Annotated in this window: 16 protein-coding genes; 3 read left to right on the forward strand and 13 right to left on the reverse strand. The window is 67.8% G+C overall.

What is annotated here, in order from left to right:
• Positions 1-2: 2 nt before the first annotated feature.
• The 7 genes from fdh3B to fdhD all read right to left on the reverse strand — a co-directional run bounded on the left by fdh3B (position 3) and on the right by fdhD (position 7074).
• Positions 3-635, reverse strand: a complete 633-nt coding sequence (fdh3B, locus tag H261_RS03885) for a formate dehydrogenase FDH3 subunit beta (RefSeq protein WP_008614526.1) — start codon at positions 633-635, stop codon at positions 3-5.
• A gap of 12 nt (positions 636-647) precedes the next feature.
• Entirely contained in the window at positions 648-3533 is a 2886-nt protein-coding gene (locus H261_RS03890; protein ID WP_008614528.1) for a formate dehydrogenase subunit alpha, read from the reverse strand.
• A 17-nt stretch (positions 3534-3550) separates the two neighbouring features.
• Complete coding sequence (locus H261_RS03895) at positions 3551-3775, reverse strand: hypothetical protein (protein ID WP_040475684.1); 225 nt, start codon at positions 3773-3775, stop codon at positions 3551-3553.
• An 11-nt stretch (positions 3776-3786) separates the two neighbouring features.
• On the reverse strand, positions 3787-4326 hold the full coding sequence (locus tag H261_RS03900) for a TorD/DmsD family molecular chaperone (RefSeq protein WP_008614534.1): 540 nt from the start codon (positions 4324-4326) through the stop codon (positions 3787-3789).
• Between the two features lie 309 nt (positions 4327-4635).
• On the reverse strand, positions 4636-5061 hold the full coding sequence (locus H261_RS03905) for a DUF3306 domain-containing protein (protein ID WP_008614535.1): 426 nt from the start codon (positions 5059-5061) through the stop codon (positions 4636-4638).
• On the reverse strand, positions 5058-6200 hold the full coding sequence (gene mobA, locus H261_RS03910; RefSeq protein ID WP_008614536.1) for a molybdenum cofactor guanylyltransferase MobA: 1143 nt from the start codon (positions 6198-6200) through the stop codon (positions 5058-5060). Before mobA ends, H261_RS03905 begins: the two co-directional genes overlap by 4 nt.
• Positions 6193-7074 carry a formate dehydrogenase accessory sulfurtransferase FdhD gene (gene fdhD / locus H261_RS03915; protein ID WP_008614537.1) on the reverse strand — a complete coding sequence of 294 codons (882 nt, stop codon included), beginning with the start codon at positions 7072-7074 and terminating at the stop codon, positions 6193-6195. The genes mobA and fdhD overlap by 8 nt, the downstream gene beginning before the upstream one ends.
• Before the next feature lie 78 nt (positions 7075-7152).
• Between fdhD and H261_RS03920 the strand changes: the two genes are divergently transcribed.
• Complete coding sequence (locus H261_RS03920; RefSeq protein ID WP_008614541.1) at positions 7153-9162, forward strand: 4Fe-4S binding protein; 2010 nt, start codon at positions 7153-7155, stop codon at positions 9160-9162.
• Here the strand turns inward: H261_RS03920 and H261_RS03925 are convergent.
• Positions 9137-9925, reverse strand: coding sequence for a formylglycine-generating enzyme family protein (locus H261_RS03925; RefSeq protein WP_008614544.1), 789 nt, complete (start codon positions 9923-9925; stop codon positions 9137-9139). The genes H261_RS03920 and H261_RS03925 overlap by 26 nt on opposite strands.
• Positions 9922-10395, reverse strand: a complete 474-nt coding sequence (gene hybE, locus H261_RS03930) for a [NiFe]-hydrogenase assembly chaperone HybE (protein ID WP_008614545.1) — start codon at positions 10393-10395, stop codon at positions 9922-9924. The genes H261_RS03925 and hybE overlap by 4 nt, the downstream gene beginning before the upstream one ends.
• Before the next feature lie 152 nt (positions 10396-10547).
• Between hybE and H261_RS03935 the strand changes: the two genes are divergently transcribed.
• Positions 10548-11561 (forward strand): class 1 fructose-bisphosphatase, encoded by a 1014-nt coding sequence (locus H261_RS03935; protein ID WP_008614546.1) that lies wholly within the window; start codon positions 10548-10550, stop codon positions 11559-11561.
• Between the two features lie 56 nt (positions 11562-11617).
• Here H261_RS03935 and H261_RS26475 read toward each other — a convergent pair whose 3' ends face one another.
• A complete protein-coding gene (locus H261_RS26475; RefSeq protein ID WP_008614547.1) occupies positions 11618-13297 on the reverse strand; it encodes a methyl-accepting chemotaxis protein in 1680 nt (559 codons plus the stop codon).
• A 250-nt stretch (positions 13298-13547) separates the two neighbouring features.
• On the opposite strand from H261_RS26475, the gene H261_RS03945 reads away from it, so the two are divergent.
• Complete coding sequence (locus tag H261_RS03945; RefSeq protein WP_040475673.1) at positions 13548-14720, forward strand: PP2C family protein-serine/threonine phosphatase; 1173 nt, start codon at positions 13548-13550, stop codon at positions 14718-14720.
• 5 nt (positions 14721-14725) lie between these two features.
• On the opposite strand, the gene H261_RS03950 is transcribed toward H261_RS03945, so the two are convergent.
• From H261_RS03950 to H261_RS03960, 3 genes are read right to left on the reverse strand one after another with little or no spacing between them, the layout of a single operon-like run.
• Positions 14726-15457 (reverse strand): ATP-binding protein, encoded by a 732-nt coding sequence (locus H261_RS03950; RefSeq protein WP_008614549.1) that lies wholly within the window; start codon positions 15455-15457, stop codon positions 14726-14728.
• Positions 15454-15759, reverse strand: coding sequence for an STAS domain-containing protein (locus H261_RS03955; protein WP_008614550.1), 306 nt, complete (start codon positions 15757-15759; stop codon positions 15454-15456). The genes H261_RS03950 and H261_RS03955 overlap by 4 nt, the downstream gene beginning before the upstream one ends.
• A gap of 18 nt (positions 15760-15777) precedes the next feature.
• On the reverse strand, positions 15778-17466 hold the full coding sequence (locus tag H261_RS03960) for a methyl-accepting chemotaxis protein (RefSeq protein ID WP_040475674.1): 1689 nt from the start codon (positions 17464-17466) through the stop codon (positions 15778-15780).
• Positions 17467-17595: the final 129 nt, after the last annotated feature.

Raw genomic sequence — 17595 nt, forward strand, 5'->3', positions numbered from 1 at the left:
GGCTATTTGTCCTTGGGCGCGCCGGCGCCCTCGCGGGCCCGTTCGCGCTTCTGCTCGCCATAGGCCTGGCTCCAGCCCGACGCCCCCGAGCCGAAGCCGCGGGCCAGCACACGCTCGCGATAGATGGTCGAGACCATGTCGCCGTCGCCGGCCAGCAGGGCCTTGGTGGCGCACATCTCGGCGCACAGCGGCAGCTTGCCCTCGGCGATGCGGTTGCGGCCGTACTTTTCCAGCTCCGCCTTGGAATGGTCGGCCTCGGGGCCGCCGGCGCAGAAGGTGCACTTGTCCATCTTGCCGCGTCCGCCGAAATTGCCGGTGGAGGGGTATTGCGGCGCCCCGAACGGACAGGCGTAGAAGCAATAGCCGCAGCCGATGCACAGATCCTTGTTGTGCAGCACGATGCCGTCGCCGGTCTGGTAGAAGCAATCCACCGGGCAGACCGCCATGCACGGCGCGTCCGAGCAGTGCATGCAGGCCACCGACAGCGACTTCTGCCCCGGCTTGCCGTCGTTCAAGGTGACGACGCGGCGGCGGTTGATGCCCCAGGGCACCTCGTGCTCGTTCTTGCAGGCGGTGACGCAGCCGCTGCAGTGGATGCAGCGTTCGCCGTCGCAGAGGAATTTCATGCGGGCCATGGTGGTTCCTCCTTACGCCTGGAACTTCTCGATGCGGCACAGGGTGACTTTCGTCTCCTGCATGGCCGTCACCGAGTCGTAGCCATAGGTCTGGGCGGTGTTGGTGCTTTCGCCCAGCACGATGGGCGCCGCTCCCTCCGGGTATTTGCTTCGCAGGTCCTTGCCCTGGAACCAGCCGCCGAAGTGGAAGGGCATGAAGGCCACGCCGCGTCCCACCCGTTCGGTGATGCGGGCCTTGACCTTGACCTTGCCGCCCTCGGGGCCATGCACCCAGACATAGTCGCCGGCGCGCAATCCGGCGTTGTTGGCGTCGAAGGGATTGACCTCGACGAACATGTCGGGCTGCAGTTCGGCCAGCCAGGGGTTCGAGCGGGTCTCGTCGCCGCCGCCCTCGTACTCCACCAGACGCCCCGAGGTGAGGATGATGGGGAATTCCTTGGACACGTCCTTGTCCTGGATGGACTTATAGAGGAAGGGCAGGCGCATCATCTTCTTGTCGGCATGGGTGGGGTACTTCTCCACCAGATCGCGGCGCGGCGTGTACAGCGGCTCGCGGTGCAGCGGCACCGGATCGGGGAAGTTCCACACCACGGCGCGGGCCTTGCCGTTGCCGAACGGCGCGGCGCCGTGCTTGACCGCCACGCGCTGGATGCCGCCCGACAGATCGATGGTCCAGGCCACGTCGTCGGCCTTCTCGCCGCCGATCTTCTGGATCACCGCCAGTTCGTCGGGCGTCAGGTCCACGTCCCAGCCCAGCTTCTTCAGCATGCCGTAGGTGAAGCCGGGATGGCCGGCCGGCAGTTCCGAGCCCTCGGGCCAGGAATCCACCGCCAGCAGGCTCTCGCCCTTGTATTCCGGGAACAGGGCGCGGAAGTTCAGCCCGCCGTCCTTCACCGGCTTGGAGGAATCGTAGAGGTTGGGCGTGCCGGGATGCTTCATGGCGGCGTTGCCCCAGCACGGCCAGGGCAGGCCGTAATAATCGCCGTCGCAGGGGCCGCCCACGGCGCGCAAGGTGGTCTTGTCGAAGGTTTGCTGGTTGGCCATGTGGGCCTTGAGCCGCTCGGGCGACTGGCCGGTATAGGCGATGGTCCAGGCGCCCCGGTTGATCTCGCGCAGGATGTCCTCGATCAGCGGGACGTCGCCCTCGACCTTGATGTTCTTGGTGAATTCGGCGGCGAAGCCGAACTTTCTGGCGAACAGATACATGATCTCGTGATCGCCCTTGCACTCGAACATGGGCTTGATCACCCGCTCGCTCCACTGGATCGAGCGGTTCGACGCGGTGCGCGAGCCGTCCACCTCGAACTGGGTGGCGGCGGGCAGCAGGTAGACCCCGTCGGTGCGGTCGTGCAGCACCGCCGACACCGTGGGATAGGGATCGATGATCACCAGGGTGTCCAGCTTCTCCATGGCCTTCTTCAGCTCGGGCTGGCGCACCTGGGAATTGGGGGCGTGGCCCCAATAGATCATGGCCTTGATGGGCTCGGGCTGGGCGATGTTCTCCTTGGCCTCGTTGACGCCGTCATACCAGCGCGACACCGGGATGCCGGGAGCCTCCATCAGTTCGGGCGTCTTGAAGCGGCCCTTGATGTAGTCGTAGTCCAGCCCCCACACCCGCGCCCAGTGCTTCCAGGCCGGGGCGGCCAGGCCGTAATAGGCCGGCAGGGTGGTGACGTCCAGACCCATGTCGGTGGCGCCCTGGACGTTGTCGTGGCCGCGGAAGATGTTGGTGCCGCCGCCCGCCACGCCCACGTTGCCCAGCGCCAGCTGCAGGTTGCAATAGGCGCGGACGTTGGCGTTGCCCACGGTGTGCTGGGTGCCGCCCATGCACCACACCACCGTGCCGGGCTTGTGGGTGGCGAGGATCTGGGCGACCCGCTTCAGCTGGGCGCCGGGCACGCCGGTGACCCGCTCGGTCTCCTCCGGGTTCCACTTGGCGACCTCGGCCTTGACCTGGTCCATGCCCCAGACGCGCTTCCTGATGAACTCCTTGTCTTCCCAGCCGTTCTCGAAGATGTGCCACATGATGCCCCAGATCAGCGGCACGTCGGTGCCGGGGCGCATGCGCACGAACTCGTCGGCATGGGCGGCGGTGCGGGTGAAGCGGGGGTCGCAGACGATCAGCGGCGCCTTGTTCTGCTCCTTGGCCTTGAGGATGTGGAGCATGGCGACGGGATGGGCCTCGGCGGCGTTGGAGCCGATGAAGAACATCGCCTTGGAGTTATGGATGTCGTTGTAGGAATTGGTCATGGCGCCGTAGCCCCAGGTCTGGGCGACGCCGGCGACGGTGGTGGAGTGGCAGATGCGGGCCTGGTGGTCGACGTTGTTGGTGCCCCACAGCGCCGCGAACTTGCGCATGAAATAGGCCTGCTCGTTGGAGAACTTGGCCGAGCCCAGCCAGTAGACGGAATCCGGGCCGGCGGTCTCGCGGATCTTCAGCAGGCGGTCGCCGACCTCGGTGATGGCCTGCTCCCAGGAGATGCGCTTGTACTTTCCGCCCTCCAGCTTCATGGGATATTTGAGGCGGTGGTCGCCGTGGGCGTGTTCGCGCACCGCCGCGCCCTTGGCGCAGTGGCTGCCCAGGTTGAGCGGGCTGTCGAAGGCCGGTTCCTGGCCCACCCACACGCCGTTGACCACCTCGGCGTTGACGGTGCAGCCCACCGAACAGTGGGTGCAGATGGACTTCTTGATTTCCGCCTTGGGATCGGGGGCGGAGGGCGCGGCGTCGGCCTTGCGCACCGTCCCGGCGCCGATGCCGCCCGCCAGGGCGGCCCCGCCGGCGGTCAGGCCGGAGCGGCGCAGGAAGGCGCGGCGGTCCATGGCGCCGCCGGCCACCGAGGCCAGGGTTTCCGACAGGGCGGATTTGCGGGCTTCGCCATCGCGCTTCTTGATCAGCATGCTTGCCTCCCTTGGACTTAGAAGCCGGCCGCTTCGTAGGCGCGCCGCACGTGTTCGGTTTCCCGGTAGCCGGCCCCGTTGCGGGTCTCGGCCGCCGCCTGGGCGTCCTGGCCGGTCCCGATCACCCCGGCGGCGGCGGCGCCCGCCGCTCCGGCGGACAGCACGGCGCCCTTCAGCAGGAAGCGGCGGCTGAGGATGGTCTTGCTTTCGGAGCTTTGGGATTCGGGGCTCTCGGTCGTCATCTCGCTCTCCATCAATCCACCATGGCGAAGGCCTGGGCTTCGATCTCCAGGAACACGCGGCCGATCCCGGCCACCGCGCGGTAGAAGCGGGCGGAGGGGGCCTTGTCGAGATCGCCCAGGAAACGGGGCATCCAGTTGCCCAGATGGGCCTGGAAGAAAATCTTCTGTTCCGGCAGGGCCAGCGGCGCGCCGAACAGGCCGGTGATCAGGCCCTGCATCATCTCGAGGAGGGAGGCGGCATGGTCCTCGGGCTCGGCCACGCCGGGCGAGGGCTCGATGCCCAGGCGGATCATGTCCTGGCGCAGTTCGGCCAGCGGTTTCTCGTGCAGGAAGCCGGTCAGGTACCACGAGGCGTAGGGCATGATCTCGCCGCCGGTCACCCCCACGAACAGGGCGGCGAATTCGTCGGCGACGCTGTCGGCATCGGCGGTGGCGGCGGCCTCGGCCAGTTGGCCGAGCGCGGTGCCGAGCGGCGTGGAATCGGCGCCCATGGCGGCCAGCCGGCGCAGCAACTCCTCCGGCGGCGGGGCGACCAGCAGGGTTGCCAGCAAACCGTAAAATCGCGCGCGAAGGAAGTCGTCCTCGGCTACACCTTGGAGTGCCGTCACCGCCTTCATCTCTCCTCCCATGGTTTCGATATGGTGCCGAAACCTTGGCCATCTCCCATGGCAATCAGTTGATCATCCGTAAAGTGGTGGGACCAGTCAAGGAGATCGGGAGTAGAAGGCTGTAATTCCATGGGTATAGGGGAGATTTTCATTGCTGCATCACAGCAATTAACGGCAATGCTTATTTAGGTATTTTCATGCTGTATTATATTGTATGAAAATTACTTGATTGCGGTAAAAAACGCAGAGCGATCAAGAATCACTTTCAGGTGGGGCGGGCGGGGTTTCCGCCTTGGCCTTTTCCTCTTCCTCGGCGGCCAGTTCTGCGGCGTCCAGCACGCCCTTGCCGAGACGCCAGGCGGTCTTGACCACCTCGGCGACCGGCGTGGCGTAGTCGCCCATGTGCAGGTCCATGACTTCCGGCGCCATCAGGGCGGGATCGCTTTCCCACAGTTTTTGCAGCGCCGCCTGCTTCAACTCCTGCGGCACCCCGGCCTTGAGGAAGGCGGAATAGTCGGAATCCTTGCCCAGGGATTCCACCGGCGGCAATTCGGGGGGCGGAGGCGGTTCCGGGACCGGTTCCGGCGCCTGGACCGCCGCGGGCTCGGGCGGGGGCTGTTCGCTCTTGGCGTCCAGCTTGCGCCGCGACCAGCGCGCCAGGAAGGGCTCGTCGCTCATGACCGTCCCTTGGCGCCGAACACCTTGTCGGAATCCAGCTTGTCGCGCTTCCTCTTGCGCATGGGCTCGTCCGGCGGATGGCAGGCGCAAAACGCCATGGCCCAGTGGAACAGCTCCGGCGGCAGGGGGATGCCGTCCACCATGTCCTCGCCGCTTTCGCTCATGGCCTGGGCCTCGTCGGGGGCGATGGTGGCCATCACCACCTTGACCGGCCGGTCGGAATCGCCGGTCAGGCGCAGCACCACGTAGAGCCGGGGCTCCAGTCCGCCGAGATTGTAGCGGTAGGAGGTGAGGTCCGAGCGGTGCAGCGCCACCTTCACCCCGGTGGCCAGATAATGCTCGAAGCCTTCTCCCCGGCGCAGCATGGTCCAGGGGGCGCCGCCCGGCACGTCGGCCAGGGCCTCCAGCGGACGCCAGGAATCGGTGATCCACTGGGTGGCGCCGTCGCGGCGCTCCACCAGAACGGCGATTCCCGTCTCGGCCAGCAGCGGCGGCTCGGCGGGCAGGCTGCCGTCGAGGATCATGGACAGCCGCGCCACGTCCTCGGGGGTGTTGACGTTGAAGAAGGGGTCGTGGGGCTTGAGCGGCCATTCCACATGGGCGACGCGATAGCGCTCGGTCCAGGCGTCGATCTTGCGCATGTCCTCCTCGACCACGGCGCGGCGCAGGTCGGCGGCCAGACGCAGCGGCCACAGGGCGAAGACCGGGTGGGCCTGGTCGCCGGTCCTGGCCACGGCGATATCCGCCCCGCCCTCGGTGACGGCGCGGTGCAGGCGCTCCACCAGATCGGCGGGGAACAGCGGCGTGTCGGCGGCGACGCTGACCATCCACTCGACGCCGACGGTGTGGTCCTTCAGCCATTCCAGGCCGGTCAGCACGCCGACCAGCGGCCCGCCATAGCCGTCGATGACGTCGGGCACCACCGGCAGCGTGGTGTCGGCGAAGCGGGCGGGGTCGCCGTTGGCGTTCAAGACCATGGCGCCCACCTGGGGCGCCAGGCGCTCGATCACCCGGTCGAGCAGGCTCTGGCCGCCGACGCTGATCAGCGGTTTGTCGCCGCCGCCCATGCGCCGCGACAGCCCGCCGGCCAGGATCAGCCCGGCGATGGCATTGGAGGGGGGCGGGACCATGTCAGTCATCGTCGCGGCTTCCCTTGCGCGACAGGTGCCCCGGTTCCTCGGCGGCCTGGGACGGGTCGGCGTCGAAGACGATGCGTTCGGTACCGGCCAGGGCGATGAAGCGCTTGCCCTTGGCGCGGCCGATCAGGGTCAGGCCGGCCTTGCGCGCCAGTTCCACCCCCCAGGCGGTGAAGCCCGAGCGCGACAGCAGCACCGGAATGCCCATCTGCACCGTCTTGATCACCATCTCGCTGGTCAGCCGTCCGGTGGTATAGAGGCTCTTGCCCCGGGCGGACAGGCCGTGGCAGAACATGTAGCCGGCGATCTTGTCCATGGCGTTGTGGCGGCCGACGTCCTCCATATAGATCAGCGGCCGGTCCTCCTCGCACAGCACGCAGCCGTGGATGGCCCCGGTCTTGAGGTAGAGGCTGGGCATGGTGTTGATGGCCTTGGCGAGGCCGTAGAGCCACGAGGTGCGAAAACGCTCGTCGGCGGGCAGGCTGACCGTCTCGAACTTCTCCATGACGTCGCCGAACACCGTGCCCATGGCGCAGCCCGAAGTCTGGATCTTCTTCTTCAGCTTCTCCTCGTAATCGGTCTGGCGGGTGGTGCGCACCACCACCGTCTCGATCTCGGCATCGTAGTCGACGGCCTTCACCTCGTCGTCGGCGCGCAGCATGTTCTGGTTCAGCAGATAGCCCAGCGCCAGATAGTCCGGGTAGTCCCCGATGGTCATGGCGGTGACGATCTCGCGGCCGTTGAGGAAGATGGTCAGCGGCCGCTCGTTGATGATGTCGGCGGGGATTTCCGCCCCGGTGTGGTCGATGCCCGAAACGGTCTGGTAGAGCCGCCTGTCGTCGGGGTCGGGACGCACCAGCATGTCTTTGTCGTTCATTATCGTTCTCCTGGCCTTTACAGTATGCGGCCCCGGCCCGACCTACAATGGGCGGCGGCAAGAAAGGAAGGCAGGGACATGAAGGTCGGCGGCAAGCGGGTGATGGTGTGTTCGTGCGAGGGCTCCATGCCCCTCGACGTCAAGGCCCTGGCCAAGGCCCTGGGGACCGAGCCGCCGGAGCAGGTGTACTTCCAACTCTGCCGCTCCCAGGCCGATGCCTTCCGCCAGGCGGTGGCATCGGGCGGGGAATTGCTGGTGGCCTGCGGCCAGGAAGCGCCGCTGTTCGCCGAACTGGCCCGCCTCGCCGGGGCGCCGGAGCCCATATGCGTCGATATCCGCGACCGCGCCGGCTGGTCGGACGAGGCCGCCCGCGCCACGCCGAAGACCGCCGCCCTGATCAATGAGGCGGCGCTGGAGCCCGAGCCGACGCCCAGCGTGACGTTGACCAGCGAGGGTTCCGTCCTGATCCTCGGGCGGGGGCAGGAGGTGCTGGACGCCGCCCGGCGCCTGGGGGCCGAACGCGCCGTCACCTGCCTGCTGCTGCCCGGCCACGATTCCGACCTGCTGCCGCCCGCCGTGCGGGCGCTGGGCCTGTTCCGGGGCAAGCCGCTGCGCGCCGCGGGCCATCTCGGCGCCTTCAAGGTGAACGTCGCCGATCTGGCCGGGGCCTCGCCATCGGCGCGCGGCGCGCTGTCCTTCGAGGGGAATGTGGGCAGCCGCGAGCTTGCCGCCGACATGGTGCTGGACCTCAGCGGCCAGCCCGCCTTGCTGGCGCCGCGCGACGGCTGGTTCGTGGTCGATCCCCGCGACCGGGTGGCGCTGGAGCACGCCCTGGCCGAGATATGCTCGCTGGTGGGCGAGTTCGAGAAGCCGCGCTGGATCAAGGTGGATGCGGCGCTGTGCGCCCATTCGCGCAACGGGCAGGTGGCCTGCACCCGCTGTCTCGATTCCTGCCCGTCGGGGGCACTCAGCCCCCTGGGCGACGCCGCGTCGGTGGACGCCCATGTGTGCGGCGGGCACGGCTCCTGCGCCTCGGTCTGCCCCACCGGAGCCATCCGCTTCGACGTTCCCGCCGGCAACGGCCTCTTCACCCGTCTCGGCGCGCTGCTGGAAACCCATCGGGCGGCGGGCGGCGGCTCGCCCGTGCTGCTGGTTCACGAGGAGGCGGGGGGCGAGGCTCTGTCGGCGCTGGCCCGCTTCGGCGACGGCCTGCCCGCCGACGCGATCCCGATGCAGGTGGCGGCCATCGCGGCGCTGGGGCCGGACGTCCTGCTGACCGCCCTGGCCAAGGGGGCGGGCGCGGTGCTGCTGCTGGCCGATCCGGCCCGGCGCGCCGATCTCGACGGCGTCCGCGCGGCGGCGAGGCTGGCCAACCGGGTGGCCGAGGGGCTGGGCTGGGCGGCCCGCGTCCGGCTGGAGGTGGAGGCCGATCCGGCTGCCATCGCGCCGCTGGTCGCCGCCAGGGCGCCCAAGGCGGTGGAGCCGGCCGCCGAATTCCTGGTGCTGGGCGGCAAGCGGCAGACCCTGGGCCTGGCCCTGGCCCACCTGCACCGCCATGCTCCCGCTCCGGTGGAGGTGCTGGCCCTGGAGCCCGGCGATCCCTTCGGCACCATCGCCGTGGACGAGGCCAAGTGCACCCTGTGCATGGCCTGCGTCTCGGCCTGCCCGGCCAAGGCGCTGTCGGGGCACCCGGACAAGCCGTCGCTGGGCATCCTGGAGATCAATTGCGTCCAGTGCGGCCTGTGCCGCGTCACCTGCCCGGAAAAGGCGGTAAGTCTGATGCCGCGGCTGGCCTTCGGCCCCGACACGCGGGTGCGCCGGGTGCTGAAGGAGGAGGAGCCCTACGAGTGCATCCGCTGCGGCAAGCCCTTCGCCTCGAAATCGGTGATCGAGCGCATGACCGAGCGCATGAGCGGCCACGCCATGTTCAAGGGCGCCGGCAAGCTGGACCTCATCAAGATGTGCGAGGATTGCCGCGTGGTCGCCCAGTATCAGCTGGAGGAGGGCAGCCGTCCCATGGCCGGCGCCGCGCCGCCCGTCACGCGGACCACCGAGGACTATCTCAGGGAGCGGGACGGGGAGGGGTGAAGCCGTCCGGCAACTCGCACAACACCCGGATGCCGATATTGTAGCTCCATACCGTGGCGTCGTTCTTGGCCCGTGCCGAGGCGCGCGACATGGCGGAGAAATAGTACCACGAGCCGCCCTTGATCACCTTGTCGCGGCAGGCGGAGCCGGTGGCGGCGGCGGGTTTGGCATGGTCGGGGGTCCAGCAGTCGCCGGTCCATTCCCAGACGTTGCCGTTCATCTCGTGAAGGCCCCAGGGGTTGGGCGGAAAGCTTCGGGCCGGGCGGGAGCCGTAGGGCGGCTCCGCGCCCAGGCAGTCGCGGCAGTTGAGCCGCCCGTCGCCCGCCTCCTCGCCCCACCAATAGCCGGTGGGGGTTCCGGCCCGGGCGGCATATTCCCATTCCGCCTCGCCGGGCAACCGGCAGGTCAGCCCGCTGCCGGCCCCCACCCAGGCGGCGAAGGCCCGGGCGTCGTCCCAGGTGACGTTGATCACCGGCCGCTTGCCCTTGCCCCATTGATGATCGTCCTGGCCGCCCTTGCAGGCCTTGGCGGCGACGCAGGCCTGCCACTCGTCGAAGGTGGTCTCGGTGGCCGACAGGGCGAAGGGGCGGGGGATGGTCACCGGCACCGCCGGTTTCTCGTTGGCGAACCTGGCCTTGTCGTCGCCCATCATCGCCGTGCCCGCCGGAACGGTCACCATGGGGGGGCATTGGGGACAGGGCCGCCACTCCCCGGCGATGGCGGGGAGGGCGCAAAAGAGCACGATGGCGGCGGCGAGCCTCATGGCCCCTTGTTGACGCCCCAGCCGAAGCCGCAGCCGCTCTGCGGCTCCTCGCCCGGCTCCTGGAAATAGGGGCCGACGGCGGCCCAGGCGGTGGTCGAGGCGCCGGCATGGTCGGAGAACTGGCCCATGGGCGAGTGGATGGAGTGGGAGAGATAGGGGCCCACCTCCTCGACCTCGCCGACCACGAACACCACCTGGCCCTTGGGCAGGTCGATGCGCCGCCGCGAGCCCGGCTCGACGCCGGCCAGATTCTCGGTGTCCGGGCCGGGCAGCAGCATGAAGTTCATGAACCACGGGGTCACCAGGATGCCGGCCAGCCAGCCCTGCCACTGGCGGAAGCCCACCGCCTCCACCTGAAGCGCGGGATTGTAGAGGCCGAGATCCTTCATGCGCTCCTCGCCGATGCGGGCAAAAACGCTCACCAGCTCGCGGATGCGGGTCTGGTCGGCGGGGGACAGGGGATCGGCCATCGTTTGCTCCTTCGGCGGCGGGGAAGGGATCGTATCCTACCCGGTGGAAGGGGAGAAGCCCCCACCTTCGCATTGCATTTTCGTGGCGGTATCGGCTAAGTCTTTGCGCCACCCAACGACGGGGAAACCCCGCCCAGCCAGAGAGGGAAGACATGCCGTACAAGAGGATCACGCTGACCCACTTCCTGTTGCAGGAACAGCGCCGCCTGGGCGGGTCGGGTTCGTTCACCGCGCTGATGACCGACATCGTCTTCGCCTGCAAGATGATCTCGCACGAGGTCAACCGCGGCGCGCTGGCCGGCAATCTGGGCGTGGCCGGGTCCGAGAACGTCCAGGGCGAGGAGCAGAAAAAGCTCGACGTGCTGGCCAACGACATCTTCCTGCACATGAACGCGCTGGGCGGGTCCTATGCCGGCATGGCGTCGGAAGAGATGGAGGACGTACACGCCGTGCACGGCGCCGCCGACGGCAAGTACCTGCTGCTGTTCGATCCCCTGGACGGGTCCAGCAACATCGACGTCAACATCTCGGTGGGCTCCATCTTCTCCATCCTGAAGCTGCCCGAAGGCGCCGACGCCGGGTCCAAGGACGCCTTCCTGCAGCCCGGCGTCAAGCAGGTTGCCGCCGGCTACGCCCTCTACGGCTCGTCCACCATGCTGGTGCTGACCACCGGCAACGGAGTCAACGGCTTCACGCTCGACAACAATGTCGGCATGTTCCTGCTGACCCATCCCGACATGACTATTTCGGCCGATACCAAGGAATTCGCCATCAACGCCTCGCGCGAGCGGTTCTGGGAGCCGCCGGTGAAGCGCTATATCGACGAGTGCCGCCAGGGTAAGGAAGGCCCCAGGGCCAAGGATTTCAACATGCGCTGGGTGGCCTCCATGGTGGCCGAGGTGCACCGTATCCTCTGCCGGGGCGGCGTGTTCCTCTATCCCGCCGATTCCGAGAACATCAAGAAGGGCGGCAAGCTGCGCCTGATGTACGAGGCCAATCCCATGGCCTTCATCATCGAGCAGGCGGGCGGTGCCGCCACCACCGGCCGCGGCCGGATGATGGAGGTCCAGCCCACCGGCCTGCACCAGCGGGTGCCGGTGATCCTGGGCTCGAAGAACGAGGTCGAGCGTCTCGGCGCCTATCACGCCGAATACGACGCCAAGTGATCTGACAGGCTTGTCATCCTGAGGCCGCCACGGCGGCCTCAGGATGATGGGGCTCGCTATCCCTGGCGCATGTTGCCGAGGAAGCCGCCGACCTCCGAGCGCAGATGGCCGGCCTCCTCCACCAGTTCGTCGGCGGCCTTGAACATGCCCGACGCCATTTCGCCGGTGGCGGTGGCGGCCTTGGACACGTCGGCGATGTTGCGGGTGATCTCGGCATTGCCCGACGCCGCTTCCTGCACCGAGCGGACGATCTCGTCGGTGGCGGCGCTTTGCTCCTCCACCGCCGCGGCGATGGACGACACCACCTGATTGACCCGGTCGATGGTCTGGCCGACGCTGCGGATGGTGCTGACCGCCTCGGCCGAGATGGACTGGATGCCGGCGATCTGCTGGGCGATCTCGTCGGTGGCCCGCGCCGTCTGGTTGGCCAGGGTCTTGACCTCGCTGGCCACCACGGCGAAGCCTTTTCCGGCCTCGCCCGCCCGCGCCGCCTCGATGGTGGCGTTCAAGGCCAGCAGGTTGGTCTGCCCGGCGATGTCGTTGATCAGCTGCACCACCTCGCCAATGCGCCGCGCCGCCTCGGCCAGCCCGTCCATGGTGCCGTTGGCGGCGTGGATGCCGCTGACCGCCTCGGTGGTGATGCTGGCGGTCTCGGTGACCTGGCGGCTGATCTCCTGCACCGAGGAGCCCAACTGCTCGGCGGCGCTGGCCACGGTGGCGACGTTGGCGGCCGAATGCTCGGCGGCGCTGGCCACGGCGGCGCCTTGCGAGCTGGTCTGCTCGGCATTGGCCTGCAGGGAATTGGACAGGTTGTGCACCCGGTCGATGGAGGTGCTCACCGTCGCCATGATCTTTTCCATGGCTTCGTTGAATTCCGAGATCATGCGGTCGCGCCGGGCCAGCAATTCGGTCTGCTGCTCGCGCTGGCGGCGCTGCTGGGCCTCCAGTTCCGCCGCCCGCTTCATGCCGTCGCGGAACACCGCCACGGCGCGGGCCATCTCGCCCACCTCGTCCTGTCCGTCCTGGGAGGGAATCTCCACGTCGGTGCTGCCGTCGGCCAGACGGCCCATCACCCCGGTCAGCTGGGTCACCGGCCTGGCGGTCAGCCGCGCCATGACCAGCGTCACCACGATGCCCACGCCCAGGAACACCGCCAGCACCAGGAAGTACTGCATCTTGGTGCTCTGCCCGGCGGCGGCGGTCTCGCGGTAATCGTCGGCGGCCTTGGCGGCGGCCTTTTCCGCCAGATCCCGCAGCTTGGTGCGCAGGCCGTCATATTCCAGCTCGGTGGCGCCCATCATGGATAGCGCCGTCATGTGGTCGCTCTGGTACATGTCGAGCACGTCGCCGGCCGCCAGGACATAGTCCTTGACCTGCTTGGCCACCGCCGGATCGGCCTTGAGGGATTCCAGCAGCGCCTTGGATTTCTCGCCCAGCGTCTTGAGGTCGGCGCGCACCTGGGTGTCGAGGCCCTTGATCCGCTCCTTGTCCTCCTTGGCCGCCTGCCAGCCCAGCAGGCGGTAGATGTTGGATTCGGTGGTGGCGGCCATGCCGTCCAGTTCGGCGGCGGTGCGGCTGTTGGCGAAGGACACGGTGACCATGCCCTCCATGGACCGTTCCTGCCTGTCCATGGCCACATGGAAGACGGCGCCCAGCACAACGATGCAGGCAACCAAAAGGAGTGGGGCGATGAAGAATTTTACGGTGATACGGGCGTCGGCGATACGGGCGAGCACGGGAATCTCCCAGACAAGTAATGGCGATTACCGGTTCCAGAATGGTTCCGGCCCTACCGATTACTGCTCGCCTTCCTATACGAACGCATAATTATTTTGTTTAGCCGCGTCCTGGCGCAACAAGATTGCCAATACGGCGGGGACAAGGTCAAGGCCTTGTTGACGCCCGGCGGGAAAAAGCCGGCCGGGACGCGTCATCTCCGCTGGTGATTTTCCCGGGCATGGCTATCCTGGCGTCAGGGAGGATCAAGTGGATACGTTGGAGGAGCAGACCGTCAATCTGGCCGAGGCGCGGGTTCTGGTTGTCGAGGACAACGAGATGAACCGGGTCTTCGCCTGCGCCGTACTGGAGAGCATGGGCCTCAAGCGGGTGGAGTGCGCCCGCAACGGCCGCGAGGGGCTGGACAAGGTCGAATCCTTCACCCCCGACATCGTGCTGCTCGACCTGATGATGCCGGTGATGAACGGCGAGGAATTCCTCAAGGAATTGCGGGCCGACCCGCGCCACCGCACCCTGCCGGTCCTGGTGCTGTCGGCGGTGGTCGACCAGTCCACCCGCAACGCCCTGTTCGCCGCCGGCGCCAACGACTACATCGGCAAGCCCATCGACCGCCTGGAACTGGTGGCCCGCGTCGAGGTCCATCTGCGCAGCCATCTGGCCCTGGCCGACCTGCGCCGCTACCGCGACCGGCTGGCGGTGGATTTGCGCATGGCCCGCGGCATGCAGAACGCCCTGCTGCCCGGCACAGACCGCATGCGCGAGGCGCGGGAGCGCTACGGCCTGGCCATCAATGCGGTGTTCAACCCCTCCACCGAACTGGGGGGAGATCTGTGGGGTCTGGTGCCGGTGGACGATCACCGGCTCGCCCTGTTCGCCGTGGATTTTTCCGGCCATGGCGTGGCGGCCTCCATCAACACCTTCCGCCTGCATCTGCTGCTCCAGGACCTGGAGGCCCAGATGGGCGATCCCGGCGCCGTGCTGGAAAAGGTCAACGTCACGCTGAAGCAGCTGTTGCCGCGCGGCCAGTTCGCCACCATGACCATGGCGGTGATCGATTGCCGGGCGCGGACCCTGTCCCTGGTCAATGCCGGCGGTCCCGCCCCCATCCTGGTGGAACCGGGCGGCGCGCCGCATCTGGTGGGCGGTGTCGGGTTGCCGCTGGGAATCAGCCTGACGGCCCGCTACGAGACCACGGTGATGCCGTTTCCGCCGGGAAGCCAGCTGTCGCTCTACAGCGATGCCCTGATCGACGCGGCCGATTCGTCGGGCGCGCCCTTGGGCGAGGAATGGGTGGTGGAGCTGGTCCGCGAGGTTCTGGCCGACGATCCGGCGGAAACGGTGGTCCGGGTGATGGCCGGCTTCGCCGCCCGCTCGCCGGGCGAGTTCGCCGACGACGTGACCTGGGTTCAGGTGGTCGGCTGAGTTAGTTAGGCCTGTTCCCCGGCGGGAAGGCGGAAGCGCATGGTGATGCGCCGTCCCCGGTTGGTGAACGACACCCGCTGGCACAAATCCCGTATCTGGCCGATGCCGCGGCCGCAGCAGGCGCCGGGCGCTACCGGCAGGGAAACGGCGGGCGGCCTGAAGCCCCGGCCGCGATCCTCGACCCGGATCACCAGATGGGTCCGGTTCCAGTCGGCGGCGATGGTCACCGGCCGGCGTCCGAAGCGGGGGTCGGCAAGGCGGCGCTGCATGGCCTGGGTGAAGGCGGCCAGCCCGTCGCGGCTGCCGCGCAGGCGGCCGTCCAGGCAGAGATTGCCGTGCATGACGGCATTGCTCACCGCTTCCTGCAGGGCCAGCCGGACGTCGATTCCGATGGAATCCATGTGCGGCAGGCGCTGGCCGAGGGCCTCGACCATCATGCCGACCAGATCGTTGTGGACGGCGGCGGCGGTGGAAGCCCGGACCAGGAGGCGGGCCGGCAGCCGCTCCAGCCCATCCTCGGGCGAGGCGCAGTCCAGGTCGATGGCCCAGGCGGCCGGCGGACAGAGGATATTCTCGATACCGGTCGCGCCGGCCCCCTCGAACAGCACCAGGGCGTGGCCGTGCTCGTCGGTGCGCAGCGGCAGCAATCCGGCGGCGGCCAGCCGTCCGAACCGCCCGAGGCCGCGCTTGCCCCGGGCCTGGCTGACGATGGCGGGAGGTGGCGTGATCCGGCTCACTTGAACTCGAACAGCGTCTTGAAGGCGGCGCGTTCCAGGGCCGCCGCCACCGGCCCGCTGGCTCCCTGGACGGAAACCTTGAGGTTGCGGTTCTGCGATACGTCGTAGATGTGCACGAACAGGCTCATGCCGGTGGAATCGATGAAACTGAGGTCTCCCAGGCGGATGTCCAGGCTGTTCAGGCTGCCGGCGGCTTCCAGTTCGGACAGGATCTTCGGGAAAAGGGGAGCCTCGGCGAAGGTCAGAGTCCCGCTGATGTTCAACTGGGCCGTATTTCCGTTGGTCTTGAGCGCGTATTTCATGTCGGCTTCTCTCGATTTCTAGGATGCCCGGATGCTGGTCAGGAAGGTGTCCACCCGATTACGAAGAGTATTGGCCCGCTCCGCCACGTCCTTGGCCGTTCCGAACACCTCGTCGGCGACCCGCTCGGTCCGCTCGGCGGCCTGATTGACAGATACGATATTCGAACTTACCTCCGTTGTCGCCTGGGCAACCTGCTGGACGTTCTCGGCGATCTCGCCGGTGGCCTCGTCCTGCTGGTTGACTGCCCCGGCGATTCCCGACGACGCTTCCCGGATGCGTTCGATCACGTCCGAGATCGAGGCGATGGCCGCCACCGCGTCGCCGGTGACCTTCTGGACGGTGGCGATCTGGGTGGCGATCTCGTCGGTGGCCCGCGCCGTCTGGTTGGCCAGGGTCTTGACCTCGTTGGCCACCACGGCGAACCCTTTTCCGGCGTCGCCGGCCCGTGCCGCCTCGATGGTGGCGTTCAAGGCCAGCAGGTTGGTCTGCGCCGCGATGTCGTTGATCAGGGCGACCACCGCACCGATCTTGCCCACCGCCTCGGCCAGGCTGTTGATCAGGGCGGTGGTGCGGCCGGCCTCGGCCGAGGCGTCGCCGGCGACACGCACCGAGATGCCGACCCGCTGGCTGATATCCTCGCCGGACAGGGCCAGCTGTTCCGCCGAACTGGCCGCCGTCCGCATGTTGACGGCGGTTTCCTCGATGGCCGAGGCTACCGCCGTGGCCTGGGCCGAGGCGCCCTGGGCGGTTTCCGACAGCGCGCGCGAGGTGGATTCCAACTGCTCGGCGGTGGCAGCCATGCCCTGCAGCGCCTCGGTGACCTCCTCGTTGAACTCCTTGAGCAGGTTGTCGACGACGCGGGCCCGCTTGTCCTTGGTCCACTCCGCCTCGCGCTGTTCGGCGGCCAGCTGCTCGGCGCGGATCAGCCCTTCCTTGAAGATCTCCACGGCGCGGGCCATGTCGCCCACCTCGTCCTGGCGGACGAGGGCAGGGACCTCCAGGTGGAACTCCTTCTTGGACAGGCTGTCCATGATCGTGGCGAGGTTGACCAGCGGCCGGGTGATGCGTCGCGCCACCAGTACGGACAGGGCGAGGACCAGGGCGGTCAGCACCAGGACGCCGCCGCCGAAATAAAGGGCGCTGGACCAGAAGGCGGCATCCACGTCGTCCAGGTAGATGCCGGTGCCGACCACCCAGCCCCAGCCGGAGTTCAGCTTGACGTAGGACAGCTTGCGCACCGGCCTGGGGCTGCCCGGCTTCGGCCAGTCGTAGGTGTGGAAGTCGGCGCCCTTGGCCTTGACCCGTTCGTTCATGCGCACGAACAGCGGCTCACCGGCGGCATCCTTGAGGTCGCTGACGTCCTTGCCGTTCAGTTCCGGCCGGACGGGGTGCATGACCATCCGCCCCGCCAGATCGTGAATCCAGAAATAGTCGTTGTCGCCGTAGCGCAGGGCGGCGATGTCGCGCCGCGCCGCCGCCTGGGCGTCGGCCTCGGACAGCCGCCCGGCCTTGGCCTCGGCCTCGTAGGCGCCGACGATGCCGGCGGCGCTGTCCACCAGATCCTTGACCTTGGCCTTGCGTCCGGCCAGCACCTCGCCGTTCAGAAGGTCGAGAGCGCCGAGGAAGATCAGGCACATGCCCACGAAGGCCGCCGCCACGATCAACCCGATTTTTGTTCCGATCCGCCTGTCGTCAAGCCACGTCATCACCGCCCTCGCGTTGTAAAACCGCCTATGCTGCACTGCAACTAGATCGCAATGCGCGGCAGATGTCAAACATCGGAGGGTGAGTGGTTTGAAAAGAACCAGGGGATATCACCAGATATTCGGCAATGA

It is taken from the genome of Paramagnetospirillum caucaseum, assembly GCF_000342045.1.
GTDB classification, from domain to species: domain Bacteria; phylum Pseudomonadota; class Alphaproteobacteria; order Rhodospirillales; family Magnetospirillaceae; genus Phaeospirillum; species Phaeospirillum caucaseum.